This is a genomic window from Tannerella sp. (assembly GCF_030528505.1).
GTDB lineage: Bacteria > Bacteroidota > Bacteroidia > Bacteroidales > Tannerellaceae > Tannerella.
In genome coordinates this window covers 1-20,366 of record NZ_JAUMYS010000056.1, presented here as the reverse complement: position 1 = coordinate 20,366, position 20,366 = coordinate 1, and the positions used below count along the sequence as shown (strand labels likewise).

Genomic DNA, 20,366 nt, shown 5'->3' with positions numbered 1-20,366 from the left:
CATCTTTCGCCGAAGATATTTGATGCCTAACCAGATCCCGGACAGCGACACATACGCACCGCCAAGGCACAACGTCCAAATAGCGATTGTCCACAAGACCGGACGTTCCACCAACCAATGAATATTCAGGTAGTGCAACCCGCTGAACACCCACTTTTTGGCCTTACGAGCACGATTCAGATAACGAAACTCGCCCGTAGCCGGATCGACATAATAGAGGCTGCGGTCTGCATTATCGACCTCTACCTTATACGCAGGCAAAGGCAACCGGCCGCTGCGCGAGAGATAATACTCTTCATACGTGTCGATAAGTGAAACCGTAAGCGTCGCCTCTTCTCCGTGAATATGACGTACGGCTTGTATAATCTGCTTATCGGTCAGGTGCAGCTCTTTCACGCCGGCGCCCGAAGCATCGATGCTGACCGTACGATCGGCCGTTTGCACGTCATAGACGGGTACATCACGGAAATGCGACCATTCCACTGTTTTCAGTTCGGAATAAGCCTCTGCCAGAAGGCGATAATCGAGGGCATAACGTTCGACCGGAAGCGGACGCCCCCGAAACTTCGCGTCGCTGATGCGATAGTCGCCATGCGTCTTGATGACCCACTGCGGAATGCGCTGCAAAGCCATCGCGCCGCTGAAAGCGAACGTAACGAGAAAAACGCCAAAAATCAGTCCGCTGATATGATGCCACTTATACCAGTGTTTCTTATACGGGCTGCCGAATTTTCCGCGCGACTTGTAACGCTTATATAAAATGTATATCCCTGCATACAACCCCGACAGGGCGGCAATCAGGGCAATAATCCCGCCGATGGTGAGCGACCAGACCCACGCGTCGGTATGTTGGCGCAGCACAGGCAGGTAGAACTTGTGCGGAATGGCTCCGAGAAACGCCCAGAACCGCTGGCGGGCAGTCGTGAACTGCAACACTTCTCCGGTGCGGGAAGCGATATACAGCTCATGCTTTTCGGCATCGTCGTAATAAAATTTGCAGATCGGCATCTCGCTCAGGTAGCGCGAGTACATGATCCAGATGTCGCGTTTATGCAACGTATCGACACGCACAGGCTCGGCGTCGACCCACCGGCGCGCGACGGCGTCGATCGTCTGACGCGTAACAGGCTTGACCGTCTCCAACGTATCGGCGCAACGCACATAAGCGCTGTCTTCCGTCTCGATGGCAAAGAGCGTCTGCCCCTGGAACTGACGCACACTGACCGCCTCGACATTCGAGACAGGCTCGGGCAGCCCCGCCAATACCTCCTCCATATCGGGCAATGAAGAAGGCAACGGCTCCATCCGTTCGCGCAACTGTTGCCCGGTTACGTTCGGGAACGGGTGGTAAATCAATACCAGCCCCGACACAAACCACATAAAAAAGAATACGCAGACGATCGTCCCGAATATCCGGTGAACAGAAAAGAAAAACGCTTTTACCTTCTTCATTTCAATACAGTTTTATTAAGTAGCAAAGTAGTTAGAGCAGCGTGTAAAGAACAATGCCTACGCTACGTTGCTTCTTTGCTACATGACTACCTGTTACATGGAATACTACACTTATTTATCTTTCAATGCCACGATACGACCGAACAGATACCCTTTGGCAATCGTCAAGCCTTTCGTTACCTTACCCGTTTTGATGTCGTAGATATAAACACAGGGCTGCTCGTTTTTCGGATTCACGCCGATATACGCCTTGTCGCCCAACACAATCGAACGCTGCGAGAACGTACCGCTGCTGTAAGGCAATACTTTGCCATCGTGCTTGATCTCTTCCACTTTATCGGTCTTCAAATCGAGGACGGCGTAGTAGCAGTTATAGTCATCTCCCCAGTTTTCTACTCCTGTATGTTCGGGATCCTGAATGTAAAGCAGCGCCTTTTCATTGCCCAAATAATCGACGGTTACGATTTTTCCTTTCGGATAGTTATATCCTTTATAGCTCTTGTCGAAGTCGGTCGCTCCTTTCTTAATGCGCAAGAGGGTACCGTATTGTTGAGTTCCACTCTTTGCGCCTTTCAACAGATTATTGCAAGCCAGGTAGTAATCTCCTTCGGGCGTAAAGAAACTCTTGTTCTGCAAAAGCTCGCCGTAAGCCGTTCCGGCCATAAACTCGGCACGGTCTTCCATCACGGTCTTCTCTACCGACATATCGGCCGGATTAATAAAAGCCATGTAGAAACGTACCTTATCGTTGTTATCCAGATACGAATACAGGATTTTCCCGTCGCTTTTTCTGAAGCTGGCAATCCCCGAAGTGCTGAATTTACCCGGTTTACCGTCTTTTCCCGGGAATTTCGGCAAATCCAGTTCGCCTTCGGCTACAATCTTCATCTGGTCCGTATTTACCTTGATCCAGATCACTTTATCGGCTTTTCCGTTAGCAGCCATCAACACCAGCGTATGGTCATCGACCCACGCATGCGTATAACGGCGATCTTTCAGCGTATTCTTCTGAAACGGAAACTCCGCAATGATCTTTACTTCATTCCCTACAATCTGATATTTTCCGAAACGGTCTTTTTCTTTGGGAACCTGATAGTAATAAGCGCCTTTGATAATGGCTTCCTGATACAGTTTAGCCGTTACATCAGCTCCGGTATTCACAAAATTAATCTGCTCCTTGGCGTCGAGCGATTTCGTGTTTTGCACCAATAACGTTCCGGGAGAGCCCATACCGGCATTCTCGCCGATCGATACCCAAATATCGAAATGCGATTCCAACAGCGGATCGGGTTCGGGTTTAGGCGCAGGTTTGTCATCCTCACACGCCGTAAAAGCCACGCTTGTCAATGCCGCGAACAGCATCCATACATAAAATCGAATTGTTTTCATTCTCTTTTGTTCAATGTAAAATTATAATTATGAGTTGATAAATATTCTGAATTTGCAAAAGAACGACCGGCCGGGCTTCTGCAACTTAAAGTTATCGTAAGCCAAACGATCGAACAGGTTGTTACAAGTAACAGACACGTTGTATTTGTCGTTATCGAACGACATCGAAAGCGACACGTTGTGCAAATATTGAGACGGGATACGCGACTTGCTCGCGAGACTGCCGTACCCTTCCCACGTCAGGAAAAACCAATGCACATACTCGAAGTGATAGCCTGCGCGCAGGATGCTCTTTTTCAACAGAAAGTCGCGCTTCTTCACGTTCACCTCCGCGTTGCCGAACAGCCACGGCCGATTCGGCACACGGTTTTTGTACGTAATCATGTCCTTGCCGTCCGGGTAATAGCGTGTCATGCTGCGGGCATCTTCGTAGCTGCCGTTGGCAATCACCTGCAACCAGTCGTCATACGTATATCTCACTTCGCTCTCAATGCCTTTAATCGCTACGCTGGCCACATTACCGTATTGGCTCAGTCCTTCGGCCTCGGAAATTACGGGGCGGATATAGTCTTTCACATCGCGGAAAAAACCGTTCACTTCGTAAAACAGATGATGCCCGGGCGCGGGAGTCAGCGTACCGAACAGTCCGATATTGTAATTGTCGCTGCTTTCGGGCTTGAGCTGCAGGTTGGCATAGACGGTCGTGCCGTTGCCCAGCAACTCGCGTGCCAGCGGCAGACGCATGCTGTGTTCGTATGAAGCCTTAAGCGACAGACCTTCGCCGAAACCATAGCGCGTAGCCAGTCCGTAGCCCGTATAGTTTTTCGTCGAAGCGCCCTGCGTCTCGCGCGAGCCGGTAATCCACGGCAAATCCTGCTGGGTGACATTCAAATAATTCGTATAGTTCTTCACAAAGAACGAGTTCTGCCAACGATCGTTCACGAGGCGCTGGTTATACGAAAGCCCCAAAATATGCTTCGTAAAGATATCGTTCGACGGTTCGAAGTCGGTATCGATCTCATCGTATCGTTCATTGCCCGTACGGTTCATCAGGTAGTTCAGATTAAGAGCATGACGCGCGTCGATCCGGTAATCGAACCCGGCGCGTACAGTCGTCAACGGCCGTTTGTTATGGCGGCGTGTACGGTCGCGCCCCGTAATTTCGTTGCGCGACGATTCGATGTAAGTGCCGTCCCAATTGTATTTGCGGAATGCCGTGTCGGTCGTCAGCGCATGGTCCCACGTGTGCGATACGGAGAGGTTAGCTTTGAGGCCGGACAACAGAAAATCGTTCTTCATATAGCGTGCCGAGACGTTCCATGCTTCCGATTGGCGCTCGGCCTTGCCGTATACGATGCTTTGAATCGATCCGGTCTGCAACTGCTTGTGTACGGACGAGAACGATCCCGAAAGGAAAAATTCGTCGGCCCACGGGCGATGCGTAACACCGGCTTCGAGCTGTGTGAGCATCGAGAAATAATCGTCATGGAAGCGCTTGCGGTCGAACGGCCGGAAGCGTCGCTCGGTCTCGTCCCACAACTCGACGCCTTTCATCAGGTAATCGTTCTTGGAATAATTCATCCCGACGACGGGACGGATCACAATACCGCTCTTCGGCATCACATATTGCCCGAACAAATCGGCCTTATGCGTATGAAACGATCCCGCACCGTACGACACGTCAAGGTAGTTTTTTCGCTCCTTACGGGTGATGACGTTAATCGCGCCCCCCAAGGCATCGCCTCCCAGATGCGAAGGCACCACTCCTTTGTATATCTCTACCCGGTCGATGATATTGACCGGCAAATTAGCCAGCGATATGCCGCGCCCTTTGGCACTCATCGGTACTCCGTCGATAAAGTAACGCACGGAGTTACCCGAAAGTCCGTTGACCGACAGCTCGAAATCGGATCCTACCCCACCCTCTTCGCGCACTTTGACGCCCGTCGTGCGGTTGACCAGCGTATTCAGGTTGTGAATCGTATTGGTGAGCGGCTTCACATCAAGCGCATTGGCGGAAAAGACTCCTTCCCTGACCTGTTGGGCCTGTGTCTTGCCGTAAACCTCGACGGCTTTCAGAACGACGGTGTTTTCTTCGAGCGTAAAATCCTGCTTCGTGTTTTTTCGGATGTTCAGTTCCTTCCTCTCGGTTTTATAGCCGACCGAAGATACGACAACGAGATGCTTTCCAGCCGACAGTTCCAAGCTATAATGCCCCTTGTCGTCGGTGAACGCTCCCTGCGAAGTATACTCAATCGCGACAGTCGCCATCGAGACGGGATGCCCCGCCGCATCGGTGACAGTACCGGACAACACATACTTGTTATTCTGCGCCACCGCTTCCGCACCGAACAGACATATATATAATGTAAATAAGAGGATCCTCATTATAAAATCGATAAACAATAACCTAAACAGACCTGCAAAACCGGCATGACCGCTTGCAGGCTTCTTACCTTATAACCGAAATTAAATAATCATTCGATTCCAATCACGCTGTTCTTGCCCCCGAGAACAGATTCGTCCCTTTACGCTTGGCAGGTTTCCTGACTACCCCCCGAAAAGCGACCTTCCCGTCAATGACGACAGTGGCGTAAGTTTGCTTTTCCTCTTCACGGGTTCCACAGTAGCGGGCACTGTTCCGGATTTTGACCGGATTCCCTTTTATGCGAACGGCAGAATGACCGACGCATCACCAAAACGACTGCAAAATTAAGTATTATTTCTATATTTGCACCCTTTTCATACAATATTTGAGTATATGAAGCCCCAACTGTTGATTGGCGCAACCGATTCGGGATGCGGAAAAACGACGTTTACCGCCGGCCTGCTGCGGGCGATAAAGAAACGCGGCCTGAACGTACAACCGTTCAAGTGCGGCCCCGATTATATCGATCCGCATTATCATAAATTGGCGGCAGGCTGCGAGTCCGTGAATCTCGACAGCTGGCTGTCGTCGGCCGCGCATGTGCAATATCTGTACGAACGTTATGCAGTACCGGCCGAAGTCTGCGTGACCGAAGGGGTCATGGGACTGTTCGACGGATACGCGAAGATGCGCGGAAGCAGCGCCGAGATCGCCCGGTTGCTCAATATACCCGTCGTACTGATTATCAATGCCCGCTCCGTAGCCTATTCCGTGGCGCCTGTCATCTACGGATTCAAGCACTTCAATCCGGACGTGCGTATTGCCGGAGTCGTATTTAACCGCACGGCATCAGCCACGCATGCCTCGTATCTGAAAGAAGCCTGCGCGGACGTCGGAGTCGAATGTTTTGGCTGCCTGCCGAGAATCAATGACCTCGAAATACCGTCACGCCATTTGGGACTTACGACAGACGCCTCCTTCCAGTTCGAACAACTGATTGAAAAAATCGCGGAGGCCATCGAGGCGAATATCGATATCGACCGTCTGCTCGCAGTCTGCCGACAAGCGGTATTGCCCGGAGTCACGGTCCATCCACCGGCACGACTGCCGGACAGAGGGCTCTCTATCGCCGTGGCACGCGACGAAGCCTTCTCCTTTACCTACAAAGAGAATATCGCACGCCTCGAACAAATAGGCGAAGTCATGTATTTCAGCCCGATCAAAGACTCGACACTCCCAGCGGCCGACTTCGTTTACCTTCCCGGCGGATACCCCGAGTTCTACCTGAACGAACTGAGTACCAACCGTCCGATGCTGGAAGACATCCGTTCGTACGTTGAAAATGGCGGAAAGCTATTGGCCGAATGCGGCGGCATGATGTACCTGTGCCGCTCGGTCACAGGCATGGACGGGGAAAGCTATCCGTTAGCAGGCGTGCTTGCACAGGAGGCGACCATGAACGGCATGCGTCTGCGTCTCGGCTATCGTCGTTTCGCGCTGAACGGCACGGAATGGAAAGGGCACGAGTTTCATTACTCGTCTGTCGTAAGCAAAAACAGTTCTCCGGCCTCTGTCGCGCAACAGTACAATGTCAGGGATGAGGAGGTCGAGACGCCCGTTTACCGTTACAAAAACGTGATCGCGAGTTACACCCATTTATATTGGGGCGAAAACGATGTGATGAATTTGTGGGAAGCATAACGACCCTTAGCGCGTGCCGAGATAGAGAAAGAACATACCGAGCAACACCAGCAGGAGATCGACGGCCTTACTTCTGAGATTTTTCTCGTGGAGCAACAGGGCGCCGGCGGCGAAAGTGACAAGTACGCTACTCCTCCGGATCATCGAAACGATCGAGATCATTGAGTCGGGAAAACTTAACGCGTAGAAATAGATCCAGTCAGCCATCGCCAGAAAGACGGAAATCAGCAAAATGCCCCATCTCCATTCGAACGGTGTAGTACGTTTACGGTGCGGATACCAGAGAAACAGCAAGATGGGAGTCATCAGCGCGAACTGATACACATTGAACCAGACCTGAACCGTCATGACATCGAGCGAGCGCATCAGGTACTTGTCGTACAAACCGCTCATCGAACCGGCAACGACCGAAAGCACCGCGTAAAGAATCCATTTGTTATGCGTAAACCGTATGCCTTCCTTTCGACCCGACGACGACAACATATAAAAAGACAGGATGGCCAGCAGCACCCCGATCCATTGGTAGAGATTCAGTCTTTCGCCGAAAATGATCAATGCGCCCAGCAGCGTCAGTACGGGCTGTGTGGCCTTAACAGGGCCGGTGATGGTCAGCGGCAGATGCTTGACCGAAAAATATCCGGCCATCCACGAAGTAAGGACGATGACCGATTTCAGGAACACGAGCCCATGCGTTTGCCACGAGACACGAGGCACGTGAAACATCGTCCCGTCGAGCATGTCCGACCCGTAAGAGACAAGCACGAAAGGCAAAAAAAGCAGGCTGGAAATCATCGTATTCAGAAACAGCACCGGGATCACGGCGTTCCGAGTGACGGCCATTTTCTTGCTTACATCGTAACACCCCAACAGGAATGCCGAAAGAAATGCCAAAGCGACCCACATCGTCAACCCACCGTTATGCGTGAATAAAAAGATCGTCCGGATAATCGATGCCGGTCAGCGCAAGTCCTTCGGGCGGTGCGGACGTACCGGCCTGACAACGGTCTTTCGCTTCGATCAGCCGGCGAAAATCATCGACACTGCGCTTACCGCGCCCTACCTCGAACATCGTACCGACAATCGCGCGCACCATATTCCGCAAAAAACGATCGGCCTGAATCGTAAACACCCATCGCGCTCCATCCTTCTCCCATCGGGCTTCGTCGATCCGACAGTTATTCGTCTTCACATCGGTATGCAACTTGCTGAAACTCGTAAAGTCCGTATAGTCGTACAACGTTTTGGCAGCCTCGTTCATCGCCGCGAAGTCCATACTGCGCAACGACATGCGACAAACCCACTCGTAATCAAAAGGGTCTTTTTTTTCGGACACAATATACTGATATCGGCGCGATACGGCTTCGAACCGCGCATGCGCATCGGCACGCACCGGGACAATCCGCTCTATTGCAATATCTTTAGGAAGCATGCGGTTCAGCTTACCCGCAAGTCGTTCCGTATCGTCCAAGGCCGTCGGCACATCAAAATGCGCCGCCATACGACGCGCATGCACGCCGGCATCGGTGCGTCCGGCACCCGTCAGCGGCACAGGATGACGAAGCACCGTCTCGAAGACCTCCTCCACGCACTGCTGCACGCTCACTCCGTTCGGTTGACGCTGCCAACCGCAATAATTCGTTCCCTTATATGCCAACCAGATAAAATATCGATTCATACGTTTTCTGTCTTCCGTCACGGGCGGCAAAGGTACGAAAACCCTTTCCGTCTGCCATCATAAAAGGGAGTATAATAATAGGTATACGATATCAATCGGAATCAATACGATCCATATCGGGAAAAGTTCTATAAAGTTGTTCGTAATGGAATGGAATGTAATAAACTTTATATCCCTATTCTTTTTGCTATTTGTTCAATATGTTATATTGTATGAGATTGTTTGTAACCCTTTATCGAATAGAAGACTTTCCACCAATTCAAGTTGATATTTTTTGGTTATGTTCTCAAATATTTTGACTCCTCCACCCAATATTATAGGATTGAGCTTTATCTTTAAGACATCTATTTCTTCATTTTCGAGGAGCCATCCCGCCAGTGTTCCCCCTCCACAAAGATAAATATCTGTTTCCGAGTTTGCTTTTATTCGTTGGACTTCCTTCAGGTCTATTTTTTTGACCTCCACCATATCGCTCTGGTTTTCAAATTTCAGAGTATTTGAGAATATATAATGCTTCATGTGCATATAAACGGGAGACGGTTCTCCGGCTTTTGCTCCAAATTTATAACCGAATTCATACGTATTTCGTCCCATTATGACCGTCTTAAAAGACTCAAGCTCCTTTAAATACTTCTCAACCCCTTCGCTTTGGTAGATAAATCCACTCATATCTTCATTCATTCCGGAAATAAATCCATCAATGGAGCTTGCTACATAGTACACTATTTTCGCCATGTTTGTATGTTTAGTTTTTGTTTGCTGTTAACGTAGTTGCAAAGATAAATAAATTAAAATTATAGGAAGTAGTCGGCCAAGCGGTTTGTAACGCTTAGGCCCTAATAATCGTTGAAGCTCAACTGTTGAAAAACTTTTCTTGGTGCTTATGAACAAAAAGATGGCTGTAACCCCATCATGAAACGGCAATTTCGAACCGCACATAACGATATAGTATCGAATAATTTAATGATTATCGTTCTTTTCACAGCGGATTCTCACTGGATATAATCACATCAACGAGACACCCTGTGCCAACTTGCCGGCTTCGGTCACAATATCCGCCCGGTCTTTATTTCACGATAACCCCTGTTTTTTTCGTTTTTCACTTTTCACTTTTTCATAACCATTAAATACTGTTTTTTTCGTATGTTTGTCTCACAATAAAAACAGAGACATTTTACAATCATCTCATGAGACATCCTTCAAAAAACGACTATATGAAACAGGTAGCATACTTATTTATCGGTTTTATAGCCGGTATTTCGACCCTCTGCGCAGCCAAAGACGGAACGGCTGCAACGCTTCAGACGCCGCAGAAAAACTCGCTGACAAGAGACACGATCCATCTGGACGAAGTAATCGTAACCGGTTCGAAGGTTCCCATCTCGCGCGATATGATGCCCATTCCCGTCAGCGTCGTAGGCCGTCAGAGCCTCGAACAAAGCGGGGAGACAACCCTCCTCCCGACGCTTATGCAACAGGTGCCGGGACTGTTCGTCACATCGCGTGGTATGTCAGGCTACGGTGTATCAGCCGGTGCGGCCGGTGCCATCAGTCTGCGCGGTTTCGCCGGAAGCGCGGGACGGGTACTGATACTCATCGACGGTCACCCGCAATACGCTTCGATTTTCGGGCACCCGATTGCCGATGCTTACATTGCTTCAGACGCTGAACGCGTCGAAGTTTCGCGCGGTCCGGCATCGGTACTATACGGGTCGAATGCGATGGGTGGCGCCATCAACATCATCACGCGCAAAACAACCGGCGAGGGGAATCACCTGCGGGCACGGCTCTCGGGCGGATCGTACGGCACACAGCGTTACATGCTCAACAACAGCTACCGGAAAGGACGCTTCGGAGGATTTGTCGGCGGAAACTACGAACGCTCGGACGGGCACCGAAAGAATTCCTTCTACGAGTCATTGAGCGGCTTTGCCAAAGCAGGCTATGCCCTAAACGACGAATGGCAACTGACGGCCAACGTGAACCTCGTCCGCTTCAAGGCCGATAATCCGGGAACGATCAGCCGCCCCATGCTTGACGGAACGGTCGATATCGTGCGCGGAATGTCCGGTCTCTCGCTCGAAAACCAATATGCAAAGACGCGGGGCGCCGTCAATTTCTATTATAACTGGGGGAATCATACGATCAACGACGGCTATTTCGAAGGCGGGACACCCCAACCTTACCTCTTCCACTCGACCGACTACATGGGGGGAGTCAATCTTTATCAGGCCGTCCATCCATTCGAAGGAAACACGGTGACCGGAGGCTTTGACGTCAAACTCTACGGAGGCAACGCCTACCGCAACCCCCAAACGGAAGTCTATGCCGATCATAAAAAGCTCTACGAACTTGCGGGCTATGTCTTTGTTCAGCAGCAAATCCGTCGTTGGATGCTGCATGCAGGGCTTCGTCTCGAACACCACAAACTCTACGGCAACGAATGGATACCACAAGCGGGTGTCTCATTCAGAGCCGCCCCGCAAACGCACTTGAAACTCTCCGTTTCAAAAGGATTTCGGTCACCGAACATCCGCGAGCTGTACATGTTCGTACCGGCCAATGAAAAGCTGCTGCCCGAACATAGTCTGAGCTATGATTTTACGGTCTCGCAACGACTTTTGGACAATCGTCTGTCGATGGAAATGAACTTCTTTTGGACAAAGGGCGACAACATCGTGCAAGTCGTCCGTGTAGAGGGACGACCGCAAAACCAAAACGCCGGCGAGTTCATCCACAAAGGCATCGAATTCGGGTTTCACTGGCACATCCTGCACAATCTCCGCCTGAACGGCAATTACAGCTACCTGCACATGGACAAACCCATCACCGGAGTGCCCCGCAACAAACTGTACACCGCCCTGACATACGCCCCCGGCCGATTCACGTTCAACGCCGGCGTGCAAACGATCGAAAAGCTTTACCTCTCGACCGGCGAAAAGGCGCGGACAAGCGACTATACGCTCGTCGACGCACGCGCGGCCTATCGTCCGCTGAAATGGGCGGAAGTCTTCGTAAAAGGAGACAACCTCCTCTCCCGAAGCTACGAAACGATGCTCGGCTTCCCCATGCCCGGCGTCACGTGGATGGCAGGTGTCATACTCGACTTATAAAGAACGGAATATACATTCAATCAATGCAAAAGGGTATGCCGAAACATTGCGTTTGGGCATACCCTTTTACGTATGCGTAAGAATAAGTAAAATTTGAACCCAGATTCCTCAATAGAAGAAATAAGCATGAATTTAATTCAGGCCTTCAGCCCTCCGAACAAGGCCCGAATGTCAATATACCCCACCCTTGCGGGATGGGGCTGAAATAATTCGGGCTTTCAGCCCTTATAAACCCCGCAGAGGCGGTAAGTTCTTAAATTGTTGATTTGTTTGCTCCGCTGATTACTGAAAGAGCCCTGAAAGGGCGTAATAATTCAGCCCAATGCGAAGCGTTGGGGAAAAAGGCATCGCATCCCGGCGGAGGGCTGTAAGCCTGACGTAATCATTGTCGTATATTCGTACGTCCATGATTAATGGTAAATACCGAACAGTGTATCGCGTAATTTGGGTTGAAGGCAGTTAATAAGCACGTATTAGATGACCTAATAAACACGTATTAGGATACCTAATAAGTACGTATTAGACGATCTGCTAAATAAGTTCCTGTAGATAGATCGGAATTTAAGTCTTATCCACATTACGTCTACGTTCAATTGAACATCTTATCCTTCTCATCTGTTACAAACAGTGTATAGCGCTGCTTTTTTTCAATCCGATATGAGGGTATAAAAAACGCATAAGATAAAAAATGTTTATTTTGAACAATAATTCTATTCGATGCAGCGTTTTTACATAAAGTTGCATCATGCAGATAAAAGCATAAAAAAATGAAGGCATTGTTATTATCTTTTTTCGCTGTTATTTTGTGTTATGCTCTGTTTTTCGACAGAGAAGAACAGCTGACTCCCGTGGATGAGATAAACTATACAATCCCTACTACGGAAGCCCATGAACATATCCATCTATCAGATTCTACCGTGTATTATGCAAGATGTATCAATCCTCATTTTTAACGGATGATCAACACGCTTTTTTGTGTGACATAAGCATACTTTTTACAGGTTGAATAGATACCACATTTCACTTCAAAAAAACATTCTCCTGCGAAAGCGATAATCTGCAAACAATAAAACAGAAAAAATCTTGCTAAAAGAAAGAATGTGCTTTGTGCACTCCAGGCCTCTTTTTGCATATTTGAGGAAAAACGCTACTTTTGTACAATTTTTTTTCGTCTCAAAACTTATAGATTATGGCTGTTTATTTAGAAGATGTATCCAGAACGTTCGGGGAATACCTGCTGATTCCCGGTCTGACAACCAAACAATGCATTCCCGCGAATGTCTCCCTCAAGACACCGCTGGTGAAGCACCATGCCGGAGAGAAACCGCTTATCGAGTTAAATATCCCGTTTGTTTCGGCTATCATGCAAGCCGTTTCCGGACCCGAATTGGCTATCGAGCTGGCTCGCAACGGCGGACTCTCGTTTATCTTCGGATCACAACCTGTCGAAAGTCAGGCCGAGATGGTTCGCAAAGTCAAGAAATTCAAGGCAGGTTTCGTAGTCAGCGACTCGAATCTGACGCCCGAACATACGCTTTCCGACGTCGTCAAGCTCGTGAAAAGCACCGGACACTCGACGATCGGCATTACGGACGACGGTACATCGAACGGTACGCTGCTCGGGATCGTCACCAGCCGCGACTACCGGATCGAAAAAGACAGCCCGGACATGAAGGTCAAAGAATTTATGACCCCGTTCCCCAAACTGATTGTCGGACAATTAGGCATCACGCTGAGCGAAGCCAACCAAATTTTGTGGGAGCATCGTCTCAATTCACTGCCCATTATCGATAAAGACCGGAAACTGGCCTACTTTGTCTTCCGGAAAGATTATGACAGCCATCGCAATAATCCCGACGAACTCTCGGACGAGACGAAGAAGTTGCTCGTTGGCGCCGGTATCAATACGCGCGACTATAAAGAACGAGTGCCGGCACTCGTCGAGGCAGGCGTCGACGCCCTCTGCATTGACTCATCCGACGGCTATTCCGAATGGCAACAAGAAACGTTGCAATGGATCAAGAGCCGCTACGACATTCCGGTAGGCGCGGGAAATATCGTCGACGAGAAAGGCTTCCGCTACCTCGTCGATGCGGGCGCCGACTTTATCAAGGTAGGCATCGGAGGCGGTTCGATCTGTATTACCCGTGAGCAGAAAGGTATCGGACGCGGACAAGCCACAGCACTGATCGACGTAGCGCAGGCACGCGATAACTACCTCAAAGAAAAGGGCATCTACATCCCGATTTGCAGCGACGGCGGACTGGTACACGACTATCACATGACCCTCGCTTTAGCCATGGGCGCCGATTTCCTGATGATGGGACGCTACTTCGCCCGATTCGACGAATCGCCCACGCAAACCTTACGCATCGGCAACAACTACGTCAAAGAATATTGGGGCGAAGGCTCGAACCGTGCCAAAAACTGGCAACGTTACGACACAGGCGGCGCCGAGACGTTGAAATTTGAAGAAGGCGTTGACAGTTACGTGCCTTATGCCGGCAAGATGAAGGACAATCTTGAGATCACGCTCGGAAAAATCAAGGCTACGATGTGCAGTTGCGGATCCATCACGCTCAAGGAACTTCAGCGCGATGCCCGGATTACGTTAGTCTCGTCGACCAGCATCGTCGAGGGCGGCGCGCACGACGTTATCCTCAAAGAACAAAGCTGAAAACTGTAACTTTTCGCCCACCGTTACGCACACAATGACTCCGTTTCTACAGGTCGATCATCTGACGAAAAGCTTCGGCGATTTGGTACTCTTCGAAGACATCTCGTTCGGTATCGCACAAGGCGAAAAAGTCGGGCTGATCGCTCCCAACGGGTCGGGAAAAACGACGCTGATGCAAATCATTGCTGGAAAAGAAGGGTATGACAGCGGCAGCATCGTGTTCCGAAACGACGGGCAAGTGGCCTGGCTGGAACAGTCGCCACAGTATCCCGCCGAACTGACGGTACTGGAAGCCTGCTTCCATTCGTCCAACCCTACCGTGCAACTCATTGCCGAGTATGAGGCGGCCCTTGCCTCCAATGCCGATGCGGAACGAATGGAAACGCTTATCACCCGCATGGAGCAGGAGAAGGCGTGGGACTACGAGCGGAAAGCCAAACAGATTCTCACTGAACTGAAAATAAAACATTTCGATCAACCGGTCGGCACCCTTTCCGGCGGACAGTTGAAACGTGTCGCGCTGGCGAACGTGCTGATTACCGAGCCCGATCTGCTCCTGCTCGATGAGCCGACCAACCACCTCGACCTCGAAATGGTGGAATGGCTCGAGAACTACCTCAACCGATCGTCCCTCAGCCTGCTGATGGTCACACACGATCGCTATTTCTTAGACCGTATATGCAGCCGCATCATCGAGATAGACCGCAAGGCGCTCTTTTCGTACAAAGGTAATTATGCGTATTACGTCGAGAAGAAAACGGAACATACGGCGGCCGGCCATGCGGAACTTGCACGAGCCAATAACTTGTATAAAAAAGAATTGGAATGGATGCGGCGTCAGCCGCAGGCTCGCGCCGGAAAGGCGAAATACCGGATTGACGCGTTTCACGAACTGGAAGAAAAAATCAAGCAGAAACGCGAGGCCGGAAATGTCAAGCTGAATGTCAAATCGGCCTATATCGGCTCCAAAATCTTCGATGCGGTGAACGTCTGCAAACGGTTCGACGAGGTACGTATTCTGGAGAATTTCAACTACACGTTCGCGCGATATGAGAAACTGGGCATCATCGGACAGAACGGAACCGGTAAATCGACCTTCATCAAGATACTGATCGGCGACGTCGCTCCCGACAGCGGACATTTCGATATCGGTGAAACCGTGCGCTTCGGCTATTACAGCCAGGACGGACTGTCATTCGACGAAAACGCCAAAGTCATCGACATCGTACACGATATCGCCGAACACCTGACCCTTGGCGACGGAAAAACACTGACGGCGTCGCAGTTTCTCGGACATTTTCTTTTCCCGCCGGAGAAACAGCACAACTATGTGTATAAACTCAGCGGAGGAGAGAAACGAAGGCTATACCTCTGCACCATCCTGATGCGGAACCCGAACTTCCTCGTGCTCGACGAACCGACGAACGACTTCGATATCGCCACTCTGAACGTCCTCGAAGAATATTTGCGAAGCTTCAAAGGTTGCGTGATCGTCGTCTCGCACGATCGTTATTTTATGGATAAGGTCGTCGATCATGTGCTTATCTTCCATGGTAATGCCGAGATTCAAGATTTCCCCGGCAACTACACCCAGTATCGCGAATGGAAGGAAGAAAAACTGCGCCGTGAGCGCGAAGAGGCCGAAGCATCCCCGAAGCCGGCAACGGGAACAGAATCGTCGGCACACCGTCAGCGGACGAACGACAAGCGCCGGCTCTCGTACAAGGAACGGATGGAGCTGGAAGCGCTGGAAAAAGAGATCGAAGTCCTCGAAGCCGAGAAACAAGCGCTGGAAAACGCGTTATGCAGCGGCACGCTCTCCGTCGATGAGCTGACCGAGAAATCGAAACGTCTCCCCTTACTCAACAACGAGCTTGACGAAAAATCGATACGTTGGCTCGAACTGAGCGAAATCGAAGGATAATGCGCCTACTGGTCCGAGAGATAGTCGATCATCTTTAGAATCGCACGCCGGCAGGCCGGACAAAAAGGATGATAGTCGCGCATCATGCAATGCACCATCGGACGGTAAATGCCCTTAGCGACATAGCCCCCGCCTTCATATACTCCCGGTTTTGACTCGTTTCCCGCGGCAGGCGTCGGGACCGGTGTCCCTTCGGGCAACAAGTCCTTCCATTTGGAGTCGAAGTCTACCAGCGTCGTGATGTTCGGTTCCCACGGTTCGAATTTTACGTTATAGAAATCACCGTATGCCACTTCCGATTCGAAATATTCGTCGGCCAGACCGGCAAAGCTGTGCCCCAGCTCATGGACAAATACTTTTGCCGTGCGCTCGTGATCGGCCGTACCCATCGCATAGTAGTTGTAGATGCCTCCACCGCCATAATCGGACGAGTTGACGAGGATAAAAATCGCATCGCAAGGTACGTTCCACAACGCATCACGGATCGATTTCATATCCGAAGTGGTCAGGTAACGCTCCAAACCGAATGTATAAAACCCCGATCCGAAAGCCGTATTCCGATAGACACCTTTCCCGGAAATATCCGTGCCCGACTCTTCGGACGGTACATCGACTGCCCACACATTGAAATCCGAACGGCGGGCGTCGTAAGGCGGAGTAGCAAACAACAACTCCATAAAACGCCGCGCATCCGCTTCGAATTTACCCATTTCGGCTTCCGTATATCCTTCGGGAAGAAACACCAAATCGACTTTTTCGGCTGTATCCCCCTCATCTTGCAAGCGCCTGACCGGATGGTTCTTTAACGCACCCCGGTCGATAAAGATACTCTGCGGATCGACTTCGATTCTCAGAAGCGGATAAAAACGGTTATCGGCTTTACTGCGTGCCGAAAGTACTACGTCGACCGGCTGTTTGGGATACGGCATGGAAAAACTGTTCGTCCACGATTGCCGTTGATTCTTGGCCTGCTCCGTCGTACGCCATTCCTCGAACAACGTATTGAATCCTCGACTGTATATCAATTGCTTTGTCGCCCGGTCATAAACCTTGACATCATATCCGCCGTAGCCGAACGGATCGATCAAATTCTTCTTCGGCCCTCCCCAGACAGGCTCTTCACGTAACTGTTGCAATGCCGCGCGCTGTTCCTGCGCATCACCGCTGAGCGCAAAATCCACACGGAGACGCTTGGGCTCGAAATATTTGTCGAACACGTCTTGTGAAAAAGCAGTCAGGCTGCAAAGAGCCAATCCGATCATGGCGGCCACGTTATATACAGATGTTCTCATATTGATTGTTATTCATGTTTATGTCACGTCTTTTCTATGGATATTTTTTCCTCACCCGGTTTTTGTGGCAAAATTAGAAAATAATCTGAATTTTGCACCGTTTAAAAATCGAACTTATTGGATTACTCAATGGAAAAAGGAAACGAACTCATCATACTTGCCCAGCGTATCCGGGCGCTCTCGCAAACCGGACTGGCCTATTCGGCCAATGAATACGAAATCGACCGTTGTCAGGAGTTGATCGAGATAAGCAACCGTATCACCAGCATTGCCAGTGGTATCAGGGAAGAAGAAATCGATGCCTGCTATCTTCCCGCAAAAGAATACGTAACGCCGAAAGTCGATGTCCGGGCAGTTGTTTTCAACGAAAAAGATGAGATTCTGCTGGTACGCGAGAAAGCGGACGGTCGTTGGGCTATGCCCGGAGGATGGTCTGACGTGGGTTACACGCCTAAAGAAGTAGCCGTAAAGGAAACCAAGGAAGAAACAGGGCTTAACGTGCGTGCCGAACGTTTGCTGGCCGTCGTCGACAAACGATGCCACCCGTATCCGGCCGGTCCGTTTTACATCTATAAAATGTTTATTCTTTGCGAGGTTTTGGGAGGAAAATTGTCCGGTTCGTTCGATATTCTCGATCAAGGTTTTTTCGCACTGGATAACTTGCCGCCGTTATCTTTAGACCGAACGATACCGGAGGACATCCGGATGATGGACGAACTTCGCCGCCACCCGGACGCACCGGTTTACATGGATTAATTCTTCTTCAGTAAATCGCGGATTTCCGTCAGAAGCTGCACATCGGCAGGAGGAGCGGCCGGGGCTTCCGGAGCTTCTTCTTTTTTCTTCTTGAACTTATTCACAGCCTTCAACAACATAAAAATAGCAAACGCTATAATCAGGAAGTCAAAAACTACCTGAATAAAGTTTCCATAACTGAATGCCACCTCGGGCGAAATCACTTCTTCGCCCTGCATAACCGCCTGCTTCAATACAATCTTCAGGTCAGAAAAATTGACTCCTCCGATAAGCAAACCCAATAACGGCGTCATCAGATCCGCTACAAACGAAGAAACGATCTTTCCAAAGGCACCGCCAATCACGATACCAATCGCCATGTCCAACACATTGCCGCGCATGGCAAACTCTTTAAACTCTTTAACAAATCCCATGTTCAATAATATTTTAATAATGAATATATACAATTATCGAGTTTAGCGATAATTGTTTCTTTTTTTCTAATCTTCCGATTTCTCCTCCTGAGGCAAAACACGTTTCAAATACCAATATCCGCATAGCCCCGAAATCAACGATCCGGCAAAAATACCCAGTTTGGCCTCGTTCAGCAATAATGGTCCGATTTCGGGCAACGACGCGAACGAAAGATTAGCAATAAACAAGGAAACGGTAAAACCGATCCCTCCCAGCATCGAAACGCCCAACATTCCTTTTTTCGTAAGACCTTGCGAAACAGACACAAGCCCGGTTTTTACCGCCACATACACGAACAGGAAAATCCCGACGGTCTTGCCCACAAACAACCCCAGAAAAATCGCTAAAGGAATACCCAATAAGGCCGAAAGTTCAAATCCTTCGAAACGTACGCCTGCATTGACAAAAGCAAATAATGGCAGGATAAGATAGCTAACCATCGGATTAAGACGGTGTACGATTCGTTGCAACGGACTGACCGTATTGCTCGAAATACGGTGTATATTACTCAGAAGCAAGACCTGACCGGGACTCAACACCGATGCGCGTCGGGAATGCTTGACCTGAGAAAAATCCAACAACGACAGATTCTCTTTCATTTCTCCGGCAAATTCATCGAGCTTGACCATCGGTCGGGCCGGTACCGTAAAGGCAACCATCACGCCCGCGATGGAAGGATGTATACCCGATTCCAGAAACAGCAGCCAGACGATAAAACCGCCGACATAGTAAAACAATACATTATTCACATTCAATCGTCCGCCAAGATATAAGCCGGCCAGCAGCACAACCGAAATCAACAAAGGAGTCACGGCTATATGACCGCTGTAAAAAAGCGCGATCACAATAATTCCGCCGATATCGTCAACAATGGCCAATGCAGTCAGGAAGATTTTGAGGCTTAAGGGCACGCGTTTCCCGAAGAGCCCCAATACGGCGAGGGCAAATGCAATATCGGTCGCCATCGGAATGGCTGCTCCATGCGATTCGGGATGTTGATGGCAAATCGCGAAATACACGAGCACCGGCACAATCATCCCTCCACAAGCGGCAATCACCGGCAGCAACGCTTTTCTGAACGAACTCAGCTCGCCTACCAAAATTTCTTCTTTGATCTCCAATCCTACGACAAAAAAGAAGATCGCCATCAAGGCGTCGTTCACAAAAGCTAACAACGTCATCGGTTCGCCATGATGCGCAAAAAACATAAAATCACTGAACCGAAGATTGATGGGAAAGTCGAGAAAACGGTAATATGTTTCGCCCCACGGCGTATTAGCCAGTACGACGGCTACAATGGTAGCAATAAACAACAACAAGCTCGCATTCGGCTTTTGCATTACAAGATGGCTTAACGGTTTTAACTTTATCACGGCCAAAATCTTTTTTTCGTTAGTAATCAAATAGCTATATAATTTTCGTGACAAAAATACAAATTTTATTTTAATTGCCATTCGTTTAACTTGGGAAAAACATCATATCAGGCAGGCATACGCTATATTTTCAGCCCATAGCCGGTCTGCACAGGCCGTGTGCCAGAACGTCTCGTTTTAACACACGGTCTCA

14 protein-coding genes and 1 riboswitch are annotated in these 20,366 nt (G+C 49.7%); of the genes, 5 read left to right on the top strand and 9 right to left on the bottom strand.

Annotated features, from left to right (window positions below):
* The 3 genes from Q4A89_RS09210 to Q4A89_RS09200 all read right to left on the bottom strand — a co-directional run.
* A partial coding sequence (locus tag Q4A89_RS09210; protein ID WP_303185077.1) for a PepSY domain-containing protein occupies positions 1-1,452 on the bottom strand: 1,452 nt, incomplete at its 3' end.
* Positions 1,453-1,563: 111 nt separating this feature from the next.
* Positions 1,564-2,841 (bottom strand): hypothetical protein, encoded by a 1,278-nt coding sequence (locus Q4A89_RS09205; protein WP_303185075.1) that lies wholly within the window; start codon positions 2,839-2,841, stop codon positions 1,564-1,566.
* Positions 2,842-2,868: 27 nt separating this feature from the next.
* Complete coding sequence (locus Q4A89_RS09200) at positions 2,869-5,229, bottom strand: TonB-dependent receptor (protein WP_303185073.1); 2,361 nt, start codon at positions 5,227-5,229, stop codon at positions 2,869-2,871.
* A gap of 130 nt (positions 5,230-5,359) precedes the next feature.
* Positions 5,360-5,556: riboswitch (cobalamin riboswitch) on the bottom strand.
* A 46-nt stretch (positions 5,557-5,602) separates the two neighbouring features.
* Here Q4A89_RS09200 and Q4A89_RS09195 point away from each other — a divergent pair.
* On the top strand, positions 5,603-6,910 hold the full coding sequence (locus Q4A89_RS09195; protein ID WP_303185071.1) for a cobyrinate a,c-diamide synthase: 1,308 nt from the start codon (positions 5,603-5,605) through the stop codon (positions 6,908-6,910).
* 6 nt (positions 6,911-6,916) lie between these two features.
* Here the strand turns inward: Q4A89_RS09195 and Q4A89_RS09190 are convergent, their stop codons facing one another.
* The 3 genes from Q4A89_RS09190 to Q4A89_RS09180 form a co-directional block, all read right to left on the bottom strand.
* Positions 6,917-7,813, bottom strand: a complete 897-nt coding sequence (locus tag Q4A89_RS09190) for a DMT family transporter (RefSeq protein WP_303185070.1) — start codon at positions 7,811-7,813, stop codon at positions 6,917-6,919.
* A gap of 13 nt (positions 7,814-7,826) precedes the next feature.
* Positions 7,827-8,585: a tRNA pseudouridine(38-40) synthase TruA gene (gene truA, locus Q4A89_RS09185; RefSeq protein WP_303185068.1), complete on the bottom strand. Its 759-nt coding sequence runs from the start codon at positions 8,583-8,585 to the stop codon at positions 7,827-7,829.
* Positions 8,586-8,780: 195 nt separating this feature from the next.
* Entirely contained in the window at positions 8,781-9,320 is a 540-nt protein-coding gene (locus Q4A89_RS09180; RefSeq protein WP_303185067.1) for a dihydrofolate reductase family protein, read from the bottom strand.
* A gap of 479 nt (positions 9,321-9,799) precedes the next feature.
* Here Q4A89_RS09180 and Q4A89_RS09175 point away from each other — a divergent pair, with 479 nt between their 5' ends.
* From Q4A89_RS09175 to Q4A89_RS09165, 3 genes are all read left to right on the top strand, one after another.
* The gene (locus Q4A89_RS09175) at positions 9,800-11,698 is read left to right on the top strand and encodes a TonB-dependent receptor (RefSeq protein WP_303185065.1); all 1,899 of its coding nucleotides are present in this window, start codon (positions 9,800-9,802) and stop codon (positions 11,696-11,698) included.
* 1,189 nt (positions 11,699-12,887) lie between these two features.
* A complete protein-coding gene (locus Q4A89_RS09170; RefSeq protein WP_303185063.1) occupies positions 12,888-14,375 on the top strand; it encodes an IMP dehydrogenase in 1,488 nt (495 codons plus the stop codon).
* A gap of 34 nt (positions 14,376-14,409) precedes the next feature.
* Positions 14,410-16,299 (top strand): ABC-F family ATP-binding cassette domain-containing protein, encoded by a 1,890-nt coding sequence (locus tag Q4A89_RS09165; protein ID WP_303185061.1) that lies wholly within the window; start codon positions 14,410-14,412, stop codon positions 16,297-16,299.
* 5 nt (positions 16,300-16,304) lie between these two features.
* On the opposite strand, the gene Q4A89_RS09160 is transcribed toward Q4A89_RS09165, so the two are convergent.
* Positions 16,305-17,591 carry a M64 family metallopeptidase gene (locus tag Q4A89_RS09160; protein ID WP_303185059.1) on the bottom strand — a complete coding sequence of 429 codons (1,287 nt, stop codon included), beginning with the start codon at positions 17,589-17,591 and terminating at the stop codon, positions 16,305-16,307.
* Positions 17,592-17,720: 129 nt separating this feature from the next.
* On the opposite strand from Q4A89_RS09160, the gene Q4A89_RS09155 reads away from it, so the two are divergent.
* Positions 17,721-18,347: an NUDIX hydrolase N-terminal domain-containing protein gene (locus Q4A89_RS09155; RefSeq protein WP_303185057.1), complete on the top strand. Its 627-nt coding sequence runs from the start codon at positions 17,721-17,723 to the stop codon at positions 18,345-18,347.
* On the opposite strand, the gene mscL is transcribed toward Q4A89_RS09155, so the two are convergent.
* Both mscL and nhaA read right to left on the bottom strand, forming a co-directional pair.
* A complete protein-coding gene (gene mscL, locus Q4A89_RS09150; protein ID WP_303185056.1) occupies positions 18,344-18,760 on the bottom strand; it encodes a large-conductance mechanosensitive channel protein MscL in 417 nt (138 codons plus the stop codon). The genes Q4A89_RS09155 and mscL overlap by 4 nt on opposite strands.
* Before the next feature lie 66 nt (positions 18,761-18,826).
* Positions 18,827-20,140, bottom strand: a complete 1,314-nt coding sequence (gene nhaA, locus Q4A89_RS09145; protein WP_303185078.1) for a Na+/H+ antiporter NhaA — start codon at positions 20,138-20,140, stop codon at positions 18,827-18,829.
* Positions 20,141-20,366 lie beyond the last annotated feature (226 nt).